This window comes from Kitasatospora sp. NPDC004669, assembly GCF_040609455.1.
Lineage (GTDB): Bacteria > Actinomycetota > Actinomycetes > Streptomycetales > Streptomycetaceae > Kitasatospora.
On the sequence record NZ_JBEXKB010000130.1, the window covers coordinates 1 to 12,800 of the forward strand.

The following is a 12,800-nucleotide window of genomic DNA, read 5'->3' on the forward strand; positions in this document are numbered from 1 at the left end:
GCTCGCAGACACCACAGTCACACCGGCGTACCGGACGGCCCGCGCCCATTCTTCCCTGCCCCGTGGAGGGCGCGCAGCGCCCTGGGAGTTCTGGTATGGAGATGGCGCAGCGTCAGCCGTGACTAGCCCGGGCCGCCGTGGCCTCCGCCACCGCCTCCGCCGCCGATGTGGATGCTGTTGCCGCACAAGTTGATCGGCGCGTTCACGGGGATCTGCACCACGTTCCCCGACAGAACGCCCGGCGAGCCGACCGCGGCCCCGACCGACTCAGCGCTGCCGACGTTGACGCACCCACCATCGCCCGGGCCCGCCAACGCGCCGGCTTGGGCAGGCCCGGCACACACCGTCGCCAGCACGCCCCCTAGGCCTGCGGCCAGGAGCACGATTCTCTTCATGTCCAGGACTTTCGCAGCCGGCGCCTGGCGAGCTAATCCACGACACCTAAAGATCACCCGACAAGAGCAACGGCGGGTGGAGGGCGGCCATCAGGGCGCAGTCGGTGATGACGCCGATGGAGGGGGCGCAGTCGACGACGCAGACGTCGTAGTCGTCCTCCAGGTGCTCCAGGAGGCGGGCCAGGCGCCGCTCCAGCGGGGGACGGCACAGCGCAAGGCCAGCGGCACGGGGCGTAGCCGGGCGGGATGCGGTGGTGGCCGCGGTGAGCAGGGCGGGCGCAGTGTCGGCTAGGTCGACGACTGGACTGAGTCGCGGACGTGTGGCATCGGGGCCAGGACCGCGCGGACCGGCGGGCGTCCTTCGCCGCTGCACGCGGCTGGCATCATTCGGACGCAGGAGAGGAGAGGGCACAGCGCGGCGACCGGCCGCACCGGCTGACGCCCCCCCACCCCACCCCGCCGCGGACAGCGGGGCCTAGAGAACCGCGTCCCGTCGTCCTCAACCGGTCCGCCGGGTCGGTCGTCACCAGTGCGGGCGACTACGGCCGCGCCGCCGCTGGTTGACCGGCCGGCCGGGATAGGTGTGGGCCCGGCACCGACGGGTTGGTCGGTTGCGGCATCACCTCCACCGCCTCCACTACCTGGTCAAGCGCCCGGCGGAGGTGATGGTTGACCACGGCCAATGCCGTGTTCTCCAACCCTTCGGCGGCCTCCAGGTCCTTCATCGCAGCGGCCAGGAGCTCGCCCGCCCGCCGCTGTCCCTCGCTTGCCTCCGATCGGCGGCACCATGCAACCGCGTGCTCCACCTTGGCCAGCACCTCCGACACGTCCGGCACGTCGCCCAGCGGCGGCCGGTTCCACACGGTGAGGGCGACATCGAAGGAGAGGAGCCGTTCGTCGCGCCGCAGCGCCCACCACTCACCGGGGTACTCGTCTCCGTAACTCAGCACACGGGAGATCATGCGGCATGCGCAGCTCGCTGCGCGCCGGAATGATCGGATCTCGACAGGATTCTCATCCTGTGGGGCTCGGGAATTCGTCGCCGCTGGTCAAGCTGCGTACCGATACTCATTGATGACGCCGCGGAGGACGCGGGTACGCGGGAGTCTGCGGCCTTCGAGGTCGTGGGCGATGGTGGGCTGCTGATCGGCGCCGGGCCGAATTGCGTGGCGTTACGCACCGGGTGCGTGAGCGGCAGGCGGCTGGAATCGACCTTGCCGGCCGGGCCACGGAGTCTGTTGCCGAATAGGTGCGATGCAACCCTCACGGGTCGGATTTCGCCATCCCGCTGAGCCGGTCCTCGTGATCGCCGTACATTCGCTGACACAAACGGAAGTTGAAGGAGCACTTGTGGACGGACACACGTTCGGCTCGGACAGCAGTGTGGGATCGACGCGGGCCCTCGTGGAGGCGCAGCTGCCGGCCGTACGGGAGCAGCGGCGCCGGCTTGAGGAGCAGTTGGCGGCCCTCATCGCCCAGGAGGACGCGATGGTGGCCGTGCTGGAGGGGTTGGATGTTCTGGCCCAGGCTCCGCTCGGGGAGCGGGACCAGGTGCAGGGCACCGTGCGGGTAGGCGTCGCGCACGAGCCGCCTGCCGCCCGAGCGCGGTCGGCGCAGGAGCCTTCCGAGTTGCCCGTTGCCGAGTCCGGCTCCGCTGGAGAGGCCGCTGGGGGCCGGGGCGCGGGCCCGCGCAAGGCCGTCTCCAAGAAGGCGGCGGCGAAGAGGACGACCACGCGGAAGGCGGCCGCCCCCGCGAAGCGAGCGGCCGCAAAGGCCGCCACGGGGAAGCGAGCGGCCGCAAAGGCCGCCACGGGGAAGGCGTCGGCGACGGGCACCCGGGAACAGGATGCGGCGCCCGCGCCGACCCCGGCCCCGGCCGTGAAAAGGGCTGCCCGCGGCGCCTCCAAGACCGCGGGCACGACGGCCGCCCGGGGAAAGGCGGCGCCTGCGAAAGCCACGGAGGGTGCAGGCAGCCGGATGACGCCGCCACGGACGGCGGCGGGCCGTCGGCGGCTGACCGACGCGCAGAGTGTGCTGGCCGTCCTCGGGCAGGGCAAGGGCCCGCTGCGGGCCAGGGAGGTGACCGTCCTGCTCGGACTCGACGACCAGAACGGGGCGCTCGACGCGGTGCGCACGATGCTCGAACGCCTCGCCAAGGCCGGGCGGGCGCAGCGGACGGGCCGCGGCTTGTACGACGCGGTGGCCGGCTGACGGCCGTCACCCCTGGGCGGACCCGGCTGATTCGGGTGGTTCCGATGGATGCCTCGGCACCACCCCGGCCCATTGAGGGGATTCGCGCGGGTCGGCGGCCCACGGCCTGTCCATGGACGGCGTGGGGCTCGGAGCAGGTCCAGCCCGACGGCAGGGACGCAGCCGGGCCACCGGGTCGCGGGGCGGCGGGCGTGGCGCCGGAAGTTGCCTACCGCGCCGTCGCGAGCCGCGCGGTGCGCCGCTCGGCTTCCTGACGTCCACGCGCTGTCGTCTCGACGGTCCCCCGGTCGTGGGTGATGACCATCAGGCCCAGGGATTCGTACGCTGACAGCACGAGGTCGGCTCGCTCGGCGAGTTCCGCCTTCGCCTGATCGATGGTGGTGCCCGGTGGGTACAGGTTGCCGGGGTCGATGTTGTCGGCGACGGCCGCCCATAGTGCCGCGTGGAGGTCGTGGACGGGCAGGGCCGATACCTCCTGTGTCGCCAGCGAGGCCCACAGGGTCTGAAGGACCACGGCACCCAGCCCGGGCTGTTCGCTGTCCGGGCTGAGAAGCAGCGGGGCCGTCTCGTGGACGTTTCTCACCAGGAGGTCGCATACGCCGAGGGGCGTCGCTGCCATGTGGGCGTGCTTCTTGACTGGGACCAGGCGCCCTCGCACCGTGCGCAGCAGCCCGGCCTCGACGGCGATGTCCCGCAAGGTCCGAAGGCCGGGAAGGTCTCGGCTGGAGCGCAGGCCCCTGAGGTGCCCGCCGGCCGTTGGGTCGTCGCCGGTCTCCAGGAGGCCGACAAGTTCGAGAGCGTCCGCGATACGCAGTTCGCCGGTGCCGGTGAGCGGACGGCCGGCGCCGACCCAGCCGAGGAACTGGTGGACTTTCATGGCCAGCGGCGGAATGTGGTCATGCATCGCAGTCGCGCACCTCGTTCCTGGGGCCGGGCGTACGGCGCGGTGGTTGCGGCCCGCACCTGCATGGTCCCAGCCATGGCCGCGGAGCCGGGGCCGGTTCGGTGAAGTCAGACGATGGGACTTGACACGGCGGATGACAACATGCAGGGCATTCGTGTCCGGTGTACGGCGCCGATGTACCGCCAGGGCGGGGCGGCAAATCCGCTGGGCGGGCCGCCGACCCGGCGCAGCGGTGCAGCTTCCCGCCGGGCGGGATCGCTGTCGTTGGCAGCTTGCCGGTGCGGGCACCGTTGTGGGATTCCGGGCACGGGCGCCGCCCCAGAAGGCGCCCGGTTTCCCACGTGCGCGGAGGCGGTGTTGACGGAGGAAGCGGTCCCCGGGGACTGGCGCTGGCCCGATCCGGACGACGGAGAGGATGTCGAGATCCGCATCGCGAACCTGCAAGGCCTTCTGCACGCCTGGCCCCACGACACCGCAGTACGGCGAGAGCTCGGCTTCGAACTGGTTGGGGCGCAGCGCTGGGAGGAGGCTGTCGGCGTGCTGTCGTCTGTCGTGGAGCTCGCGCCCTGGGACGTGGAGGTCCTGCTGGACTTGGGCCGGGCGCTTGCGGCCCTCGAGCGCTGGGGGGATGCCGAGGAGCAGTTCACCGCGGCGGTGGCGCTGCGGCCCGGGTGCGCGGCCGCGCATGGCGAGCTGGGCTACGTGCTGCTGCAGCAGCAGCGGCTGGAGGACGCCGGGGCTTCCTGCCGCGCGGCCCTTGCCTGTGATCCGGCCTCGGCCCTTGGGCACCTGGGCCTGGCCGAGGTCCTGCAAGCGGGCGACGCGCGTGCCGACGAGGTCGCCGTGCACGCCCGGGCCGCTGTGGCCGGATGGCCGGGCTCCGCCTGGGGCCATGTGGTCCTTGGGCAAGCACTGCTGGACGGCGGCGACTACGACGGGGCGTACCGGGCCGCCTCACGGGCGCACGAGCTGGCACCGGGCTGGGGCCGGACCGGTGAGGTGCTGTGCTTCGCCCTGGGGGAGCTGCAGCGGTGGAAGGAAGCCGTGCAGACGGCCGAGCGGGCCGTCGCGGTGCAGGCGACGCCGTGGACGCTCAACGCGCTGGGCTGGGCTCTCGTCGGGCGCGGGCGTCTGCATGCCGCCGAGCAGGTGCTGCGCCAGGCCGTCGCCATGGGTCCTGCGGTCCGCATCTGCCGGTGGAACCTGGCCTGTCTGCTGGTCCGGGTCGGCCGCACCCGGGAGGCCGGCACTCACCTTGCGGTCCTCCTTCGCGGCGACCTCGACGACGGCCAGGCCCACGGGTTGCTGGGCTGGATCCATCTCATGTCGGGGCGCAAGGAGCAGGCCCGGGAGGAGCTGGGCCGGGCCGTCCGGCTGCTGGGTGCGACACGGACGGCCGCTTGGCCGCTGCTCCTGCTCGGCGTATTGGAGCGAGCTGGCGATCCGCCGCTGGCGCGTCGGCACTTCGCGGCCGCCGCCGCGATGACCTATCGCCTGCCGTCCGCGGGCGTCTACTCGCACCCGTGTGCAACGGGTGAGACGCGGGCTCTCGCGTTCGCCGCCCTGGGTGACATGGACCGGGCACGGCGGTGTCTGCAGGAGGCCCTGGCCGTGCGAGACGGCGCGGACCGGTTCGACCCGCGGTTGTACGGGCTGTTCACGCAACCGCCGCTTGCTGGGCTGGACGTCCTGATCGGCCTGTGGGACGGCCTGTGACGTGCCCGAGAACCGCTGCGGCGCCCCACAGAACGAAGAGCCGGCCGCTCGCGCCGCAGTCCGCGGGGGACAACCGGTGGCGGTGCAGCCGAAGACTCCTTCGCTCGCCTCCCAACGAACGGCCGGTCCGCACGGACAGCCAGCCGCGTCACATCCACCGCAGTACCTGGCCGAACACGGCGTCGGCAAGGCACAGCCGGCGGGTGGGCGCGACGTCGGCGACAGGTCCATCTGGGCCTTGCCGATGGCTCTCCGGTCTCCCCGCTGTGCTCCTACCGGCGGCTTTGCGGCAGCCCGGCTGCGTTCCCCTCTCCCGCAGCCGGGTCGCTGCTCAGACCCGCCGCAATCCGGTCCGGGTCGGGCTGCACGACGAGGCGGCCGGTACTGCGGGGCGGCTGGTGCGGCACGGCTGAGTGGAGACCGGTCGCAGGTGGTGCGCCCGCGCGGGCGGCTCGGCGAGGCCGAGGTCGAGCGAGGCGATCGGGAACTCGGGGGTCTGCGTGGGCAGGACGAGGTCGGCGACCCTCAGGATGGCATCGCACACCTCACGGCTGCGAAGGTCCAGGGCGACGGGCGGGCTGGCCACCAGCACGCCGCGCACGTCGGTGACCGGCACACGCACGCGCGTCACGCGGGCGAGGTCCTCCAACGGGATCCACAGGTCGTCGGTCCGTAGTGGGTGGTAGGTCATGTCGAGCCACCAGCTGCCGGGCGTCATCGCGGCGATGACGCGGCGGGTCTCCTCGTAGATGTACGGGCTCGGCTCCGCGAGGGCGAACGCGGTCACGAGCACGTGCACGTGGGTCCCGCCGGTCGGCGGGGTGCTGGTCGTGAAGCCGGCGTCGGCCAGGCGGTCGGCGACGCCGCGCGCCACGGATCCGGTGCCCATGGCTCCGGCGGGATGCAGCCGGACCGCGTGCGGGTCCGGTGGTCAAGATCGGCAGCGTCCATGGCGACGTACCGTAGCGCTCGCCCCCGACACCCCGCCGGCACCGGTGGTAGCGGTCGAATGCAGCACGGGTGGAATGACGCTCGGCGCGGTAGTGGTGGGCAAGGCGGGTCTGCGCTCCATGGCCGTCGGCTCCGCCGGGCTGAGCCTGCAGCCCCCCGGCCGGGATTCTGCTGACCGGGTCTGTCATGGGCCCCTGCGATGATCGCGGGAGTGTCGACAGAAGCGGAACAGAACATGGCCGAGCTGATCGAGCGGGGCGTTGCACGGGTGGCCGGGATCATCGCGGCGAACGCACCGGTGGGGTGGACGGAGGCGGTGCTGGTGAGCACCGAAGGCCTTTTCGGTCTCAACGTCTCCGGCAAGTGCATGCTCCCTGGCGCGAGCGCGCGGCGGTTCCATCTGGCCCGTGGCTTCCAGGATCTGCGTGACGTGACGGCGGCGGTGGGTACGGCGCGCGGCTGGGAGCGCACCAGGCTGGAGATACGGTGCTGGCCATCCGGGGAGTACTCGCTGGTCGCGTCCCGTGACGTCGTCTCACGGCTACACGGAGAGCGTCCGGGCTTCCTGGCGGTCCTGGATCACGGCTACCGGCTCTCCTCCTCGGGATACGCCCAGGAACAGGGCACGGCGGGCCCGGCGGGCAACCCGGACCTGGCGCTCGCCCGGCTCCGCGCCTACCTGAAGCAGCGTGCCGACATCCTGGGACGTTCCGAGGCGCTGCCCCCGCCCGTGACCGAGGCGGCCCTCGCGGACGCCGAGCGCCGCCTCGGCCGACCGTTGCCCGCTGATCTGCGGGCGCTGTACCTATTCGCCGACGGCAGTGGGGACGACGCCTGTGGCCTGTTCGGCAACCTCAGCTGGATACCGCTGGCCCGCCTGGTCGCCGCCAACGCCGACCTGCGGGAACCGGTGTGGACCGGCTGGGAGAACCACTGGGATGCGGTCGTCCTGGACGCCGACCCGCCCGGTACTGTTCGACGCTGCCACGAGCACCCCGCGTGGCTCCCGTTCGCCACCGCTGACGACGGCAACTACCTGGCGGTCGACATGTCCCCCGCCCATGCCGGACATCCAGGGCAAGTGATCCAGATCGGCCGCGACTACTACGACGGGCCGCTCCATGTCTGCGACTCCGTCACCTCGCTCCTCGCCCGCTACCTGGACCTGCTGGACCGGGGCGCCTACGAGGTAGGGGAAGACGACGTCGACTACATCGACTTCGTGGAAGGTCCGTGCGCGCCCGGTTCCGATCCCGAGCTGCGATCCGGCGGAATCCCTCACGCCGTGTCACCCGGTCTCCAGGCCGTTCTGATCCAGACCAACGCTCCCACCAGCCCGATGGACCTCACGCCGCTCGCCGCCGCGCCCCAACTACGAAAACTCGAACTCAAGCGCCGCCCCGTCACCGACCTGACCCCCATCCGGGACCTGCCCGTCGAGTCCCTGGCCATCGACCTCCACGGCGGCGACCTCACACCACTCAACGGCCACCGATACCTCAGCTCGCTGGACCTCGCCACCTCCGCCACGACCGACCTCACCCCGCTACGCACGGCACCGAATCTGCGCGGCCTGGATCTCTCCCAGGCCACCGTCCAGGACTTGACCGTGCTCGCGGAGTTCCTGCAGCTGCGCTACCTGGCCCTCACCGGCAGCCAGTGGGCCGTCCTGCTGGACGAGGACAAGGTGCCGCCTTCCTTGGCCGCCGCCCGCCTGGCCGAGCGCGACACGTCCCGCGCAGAGGCGCTGTCCTGGGCGGAGAGGCTCGGCCTGCCCGTTGGAGCGTCTTTCGTCATCTCCGGGACTCTCGCGTCGGACGGTGAGATCGACCGCACCCGGTGAAATGGCCGCCAGCTGAGCAATATCGCACGCTTGGAATGACGCTCCCCGCCAGTCGGTGCCGATCTCTGGGACACCAGCACGAGGAAGGCGTTCGCGAACGACCTGGTGGAGCCTCAGCTGGTCTCGGTGTCCGCGGCTAGCAACAGGTCGAAGGGCGACAAGGACCCGAGTCAGTGGCGGCCCCCGCTGCGGTCGTACTGGTGCACCTACTCCCGGGCGTGGGTCGAGGTGAAGAGCCACTACCGGCTCAACGTCACCGGCCCCGAGAAGCAGGCCCTGTCTGACATGCTCGACACCTGCGACCGGTGACCGCGGCATCGGCCTCTGAACGCCACCAGGCCCACGTGACGGCCGGGCCCGGCGGGGTGATGACCGAGGAGGTCGGCTGCATCACCGGCGAGCTCGCCGTCGTCACCACCGCCTTCCCGAACGGGCAGGCCTGGGTCGCGGTCCAGTACCGCGGCGCCGACGAGTGGTACACCCTCACCGGCACCCCCGCTCCCCTACCCGACGGCGAAATCCTCGCCTCCTATCACCAGCGCGTCATCGCCGCCGTCGAGAACGGCGGCGAGGCCGTCGCACCGTCCGCGACGACCCCGGAGCTGTAGCCGCCTCTCCCGCTCATCCCGACCCGGTGGTCTCCACCCCGTTCACGGGGTGGAGACCACCCTTGCGTCTCGGGGTGATGGTTCCCTCAGGTCGTCGGGGGTTGACCGGCCACCAGGAGCGTGTACAGTGCGCCGCTTTCGCCTCGTCCCGCTGCCCGATTCCGCTCCCCCGGCCAGGACTTGACTGGCGCTCTGGCTCCCCTATCGTCCAGCGCCACGGACCCGCCCTGGCCCTGCCCGGGGCACCGCGCACACTGAAACGTCGTCGTGCGCAGCTGCGTCCGTTCAGCCACTCACGAGGAGGGGACCCTTCATGACCGCACGCAGTTCACGGCGGCGCCCGATGCCGCGCACCGGCAGGACGAACGGCAGGACCCAGGCGTCGGCGCAGCCGGAGCGGCCGGCCTGGCGCGATCCGGGCCGGATGCTGGGCTCGGTGCTGTCGAACACCGGCGCTGGGGCGCTCGTCGCCGCGCTGCTGTTCCTGGTGCAGCACATCGAGGTGACCTGGCGCTGACACCTCGGCTGGGGGCCGGTCCGCTGCCCGCTCGGGGGTTCGGGCGCGGACCGGCCCGTCCAGTATCTGCGGGCCGGCGGCGCGGCACCGCTCGGGTCGGTCCGGGGCGGTGTCAGGGGGTGTCGCCGGCCCAGTCCCAGCGGCGCGGGTCTGCGGACCGGGGTTCGTAGTGGGCGCGCCCGCCGGCGCCGTACCGGCCGATCTCGGTGGCCAGCGCGGCACCGTCAGCGAGCCCGCTGAGCACCGTCGGGTGTGGTACCCGCTGCGTTGGTGTCCCGCCGCTTCACGTCCGGTTGATGGCGTTGACCGTGGTGATAAGAAAGCTCGGGCCCTCGGCCGAGTCCGCCACGATCGAGTTGCGCAGGCACACCCACCGATAGCTGCCGTCCCGGCGGGACAGCCGAACTTCGACCTCGCGGACTTCCGTGCCGTCGCGTTGCAGCAAGGCGCGGTCCTCGGGGTGGACGAGGTCGGCGAAGCTCTGCTGACGCAGCACCGCGCGGGGGCGGCCGAGCATGTGGCAGAGCGCGTCGTTGACCCTGGTCAGCTGGCCGCGCCCGGCACCGTGCAGCTCGGTGATCGCCATCCCGCTGGGCGCGAATTCGAAGGTGCTCCGGAAGCTCTCCTCACTGGCCCGCAGAGCCACCTGGTCTTTTTCCAGGCGGGCCAGCGCGCGCTGCATCTCGGCCCGCAGCCGGGCGTTGCCGATCGCGATGGAGGCCTGCAGGGAAAAGGTCTCCAGGGCTTCGCGGACCCAGGCCCCAGGTCGCTTGCCGCTGCGCGGGCGGTCCACCGAGAGCACCCCGAGCAGGTCACCACCGGCGCTGTGCAGCGGGGCGTTGAGCATGTCCTGCGGATGCCAGTCGTTGGCGTAGACGGGCAGCGGGCCGTCCCCGATCCAGCACGGGATGTCGCTGGCGACGGCCCAGCCGCGGTCGTACGGCAGGAACCGGAGGGTGCCCCAGTGGTCGCCCGCAGCGAGCAGCCGGTCCCAGGACTCCCGCGAGCCGACCTGGCCGAGCAGCACCGAGGGCCCGCCCATCGAGCTCTCCTCCAGCTCCCAGACCGCCGCCACCACCAGGTCGCCGTCCGGCCGGACCAGGCTGACCGTGGCGGTGTCGAAGCCGAGTCCGTGCACCGCGCCCTCGACGACGGCCTGCAGCGTGCCCGCCAGGCTGAGGGCAGCGTTGACGTCCGCCACGATCCGTTGCAAGGTGCGGAGGGTCGCGAGACGGACGTACGGCTCGCCTTCTGTCCAGGTTCTGTCCAGCTGCCCCGATTGCTCCGGACCAGCAGTGCTTCCCTCATGGCTTCGGGTGCGCTCCATCTGCAAGGTAGCCTCCGCAGCAAGAAGGCGGCTCTCCAGTTGGACGCACTGTTCCTCTGCGGTGAGTTTCAGCGCCTGAGCGCGAGACAGTTCGCTCCGCAAGGCTTCTAGCTCGGTCTTGAGATCGCGAATCTCGCTCCGGAGTTCGTCTGCTCCTTCGGGCGGGGTGTAGATGTCGAGCTCCGCCGAGCCAGAGGTGTAGCGGACGGTGGCCCAGTCGCTTTCCAGTTGGCGGTATCGCTGCTCGGCCTGGGTCGCTCGTTCCTGAGCGACTACAACGGCCTCGAGTAGGGCGCGTTCACGAACATTGGCGCGTTGGAGTTCGCGTTCGGCTGCGCCGAGGCTTTCACGGAGCTGTTCAAGCTCGTGTTGGGTGGGGTTGCGGACGCGCAACGCCTCTAGCCGGAGTTGGTAGGCCTGAACTCGGACGTCATCGGTGACGGGGTTGCCAGTGAACTCGGCGACCTGGATCAGGAGTTCCTCAACGAAGTCCTCGGGGGCGATGCGCCGACCGTTGAGGTAGCGAGAGACCGAGCCCTTGTCTCGTTTGACCCGGGCGGCATAGCGGGTGAGGGAGGTGGCGAGTGTTGTGAAGAGCTGGGTGAGGAAGTCAGCGAATGCCTCAACCTCCGGCTCGTCCAGCTCAGGTAGTTGCTCCGCTCGTTTCTCCAGCACTCTGCTTCCTCATCGGGTGTTTTCGGTGTTGCAGCCGATTGGCAACTGTTGCGTCTGGTGCAACATCTGTGCCTGACGGAAGCCTAGGCGACGGGATCAAGCCGTCGTGGGGGAACGGCTGTTGTGCTTGTCGTGGCTGTCGGGCGGGGAGTTCGGCCTGTCGGTCCGCAGGTGGTGCTGAGTCGATCGGGCCCTGGTGGTCCGCTGTGAGCGATCCGGGTGTCGTCGGCGTGCTGGAGGCGGCCGGGCCTGCGATAGGTCCGCACCAGGCTGGCACCAGGTTCGTGACCTGGCGAGTTGGGTCCCTGCTGTTGATGGTCAATCGAACGGAGAAGAGCGTGGACGAGCTGGAGCCGCGCGGTCAGGCGCACAACGTGGCCGGGTGGGACGGAACGGAGCGCCGTACGCGACCGCGTCTTGAAGAGACAGCGGAGCGTTCCGGGTCGCGGGGGGATTGGGGTGGCCGGCTGGGCGAACAGGTACTGATCGGGGTCGGGTCCACCATTGGTGCGAGCGCTGTGGTCTGGGGACTCCAGTTCCTCGCTGCCCATGTCGAGGTGACCTGGCGCTGACACCCGGGGCCGGTCCGCTGCCCGCTCGGGGGTTCGGGTGCGGACCGGTCCTCTCAGTGTGTGCGGGCCGGCGCCGCAGTGCCGCCGGGGTTGGTCTGGAGCGGTGTCACGGAGTGTCCCCCCGCCAGTCCCAGCGGCGCGGGTCTGCAGGGCGGGGTTCGTAGTGGGCGCGGCCGCCGGCGCCGTACCGGCCACGCTCGTGGGGAGGCGGACGGTGCGTTGTTCGATTTCGTACGGGGTGCCGATGGTCAGCCAGACGTCGGCGCCGGCGGCCGTGCCGGGTGCGGCGGTGTGGTCGGCGAAGGTCTCCAGGGCGTCGGCGAGGTCGTCTGCGGCGGTGCAGGCGGTCTCGAACTTGCCCAGCAGGACCAGGGTCTGGCGGCCCATCGCGGTCTCGACCAGCGGGAGCTGGCGCATTTTCGGGACGCGGAGGGCGGCGTGCAGGCGCTCGACCTCGGCTTCGATGCCGCGCCGGCGGCGGGCGCGCTTGAGCACGGCCTTGAGCTGGGTGCGGGTGAGGCGGGCGGCCTGGCCGGGGGTGGGTGCGGTGGCCAGCAGGGTGCGGGCCAGCGGCGCGGTGAGGCCGCCGGTGATCGGCTGGACGGCGGCGAGGTAGCCGGGGAAGTACTCGCGCAGGTGGCGCGAGCTCGGCATCGCCGGCGCCGTGCGCGGCAAGAAGGTGATCACCACCATCGCGGAGCCGGCCGCCGAGCGCGCCCCTGACCTCGTGGACCGCCAGTTCGTCGCCGGCGCGCCGAACCGCTGCTGGGTCGCCGACTTCACCCACATCGCCACCTGGGCTGGAGTCGTCTACGTGGCCTTCGTCGTGGACACCTTCTCCCGGCGCATCGTCGGCTGGTCGGCCGCGACCTCCAAGGAGACCCGGCTCGTCCTGGACGCGCTGGACATGGCGCTGTGGCAGCGCGACCGTGACGGATTCCCCCACCAGCGAGGTGAGTTGATACATCACTCGGACGCCGGGTCGCAGGGCGGATTCAATCGGTCGTTGCAACACCTCGTCCTCGGAGGTGTTGATGGGCAGGCCAGCGGGATGGATGCAGGCGTTGACCGGGCGGTCGTC

Annotated in this window: 14 protein-coding genes and 1 pseudogene; 7 read left to right on the forward strand and 8 right to left on the reverse strand. The window is 71.3% G+C overall.

Going from position 1 to position 12,800, the window contains the following annotated elements:
• Nucleotides 1-122: 122 nt before the first annotated feature.
• From ABZW30_RS44785 to ABZW30_RS44795, 3 genes are all read right to left on the reverse strand, one after another.
• Nucleotides 123-395, reverse strand: a complete 273-nt coding sequence (locus ABZW30_RS44785; RefSeq protein ID WP_355677091.1) for a chaplin — start codon at nt 393-395, stop codon at nt 123-125.
• Nucleotides 396-441: 46 nt separating this feature from the next.
• Complete coding sequence (locus ABZW30_RS44790) at nt 442-807, reverse strand: AAA family ATPase (protein WP_355677092.1); 366 nt, start codon at nt 805-807, stop codon at nt 442-444.
• A 127-nt stretch (nt 808-934) separates the two neighbouring features.
• Nucleotides 935-1,357: a hypothetical protein gene (locus tag ABZW30_RS44795; protein WP_355677093.1), complete on the reverse strand. Its 423-nt coding sequence runs from the start codon at nt 1,355-1,357 to the stop codon at nt 935-937.
• A gap of 388 nt (nt 1,358-1,745) precedes the next feature.
• Between ABZW30_RS44795 and ABZW30_RS44800 the strand changes: the two genes are divergently transcribed.
• Nucleotides 1,746-2,606: a hypothetical protein gene (locus tag ABZW30_RS44800; protein WP_355677094.1), complete on the forward strand. Its 861-nt coding sequence runs from the start codon at nt 1,746-1,748 to the stop codon at nt 2,604-2,606.
• Between the two features lie 208 nt (nt 2,607-2,814).
• On the opposite strand, the gene ABZW30_RS44805 is transcribed toward ABZW30_RS44800, so the two are convergent.
• A complete protein-coding gene (locus tag ABZW30_RS44805) occupies nt 2,815-3,510 on the reverse strand; it encodes a hypothetical protein (protein WP_355677095.1) in 696 nt (231 codons plus the stop codon).
• 357 nt (nt 3,511-3,867) lie between these two features.
• On the opposite strand from ABZW30_RS44805, the gene ABZW30_RS44810 reads away from it, so the two are divergent.
• Nucleotides 3,868-5,226: a tetratricopeptide repeat protein gene (locus tag ABZW30_RS44810; protein WP_355677096.1), complete on the forward strand. Its 1,359-nt coding sequence runs from the start codon at nt 3,868-3,870 to the stop codon at nt 5,224-5,226.
• A gap of 331 nt (nt 5,227-5,557) precedes the next feature.
• Here ABZW30_RS44810 and ABZW30_RS44815 read toward each other — a convergent pair whose 3' ends face one another.
• The gene (locus tag ABZW30_RS44815; protein ID WP_355677097.1) at nt 5,558-6,115 is read right to left on the reverse strand and encodes a hypothetical protein; all 558 of its coding nucleotides are present in this window, start codon (nt 6,113-6,115) and stop codon (nt 5,558-5,560) included.
• A gap of 273 nt (nt 6,116-6,388) precedes the next feature.
• Between ABZW30_RS44815 and ABZW30_RS44820 the strand changes: the two genes are divergently transcribed.
• From ABZW30_RS44820 to ABZW30_RS44835, 4 genes are all read left to right on the forward strand, one after another.
• Entirely contained in the window at nt 6,389-8,020 is a 1,632-nt protein-coding gene (locus ABZW30_RS44820; RefSeq protein WP_355677098.1) for an SMI1/KNR4 family protein, read from the forward strand.
• Between the two features lie 126 nt (nt 8,021-8,146).
• Nucleotides 8,147-8,329 carry a hypothetical protein gene (locus ABZW30_RS44825; RefSeq protein WP_355677099.1) on the forward strand — a complete coding sequence of 61 codons (183 nt, stop codon included), beginning with the start codon at nt 8,147-8,149 and terminating at the stop codon, nt 8,327-8,329.
• 59 nt (nt 8,330-8,388) lie between these two features.
• Nucleotides 8,389-8,628, forward strand: coding sequence for a hypothetical protein (locus ABZW30_RS44830; protein WP_355677103.1), 240 nt, complete (start codon nt 8,389-8,391; stop codon nt 8,626-8,628).
• A gap of 313 nt (nt 8,629-8,941) precedes the next feature.
• On the forward strand, nt 8,942-9,145 hold the full coding sequence (locus tag ABZW30_RS44835; RefSeq protein WP_355677100.1) for a hypothetical protein: 204 nt from the start codon (nt 8,942-8,944) through the stop codon (nt 9,143-9,145).
• Nucleotides 9,146-9,257: 112 nt separating this feature from the next.
• On the opposite strand, the gene ABZW30_RS44840 is transcribed toward ABZW30_RS44835, so the two are convergent.
• The 3 genes from ABZW30_RS44840 to ABZW30_RS44850 form a co-directional block, all read right to left on the reverse strand.
• Nucleotides 9,258-9,389: a hypothetical protein gene (locus ABZW30_RS44840; RefSeq protein WP_355677104.1), complete on the reverse strand. Its 132-nt coding sequence runs from the start codon at nt 9,387-9,389 to the stop codon at nt 9,258-9,260.
• A gap of 39 nt (nt 9,390-9,428) precedes the next feature.
• Nucleotides 9,429-11,147 (reverse strand): PAS domain S-box protein, encoded by a 1,719-nt coding sequence (locus ABZW30_RS44845; RefSeq protein WP_355677101.1) that lies wholly within the window; start codon nt 11,145-11,147, stop codon nt 9,429-9,431.
• An 83-nt stretch (nt 11,148-11,230) separates the two neighbouring features.
• Nucleotides 11,231-12,373, reverse strand: a complete 1,143-nt coding sequence (locus tag ABZW30_RS44850; RefSeq protein WP_355677102.1) for a hypothetical protein — start codon at nt 12,371-12,373, stop codon at nt 11,231-11,233.
• Between the two features lie 31 nt (nt 12,374-12,404).
• Here ABZW30_RS44850 and ABZW30_RS44855 point away from each other — a divergent pair.
• Nucleotides 12,405-12,707, forward strand: a pseudogene (locus ABZW30_RS44855) (DDE-type integrase/transposase/recombinase); the annotation flags it as partial.
• Between the last annotated feature and the right edge of the window lie 93 nt (nt 12,708-12,800).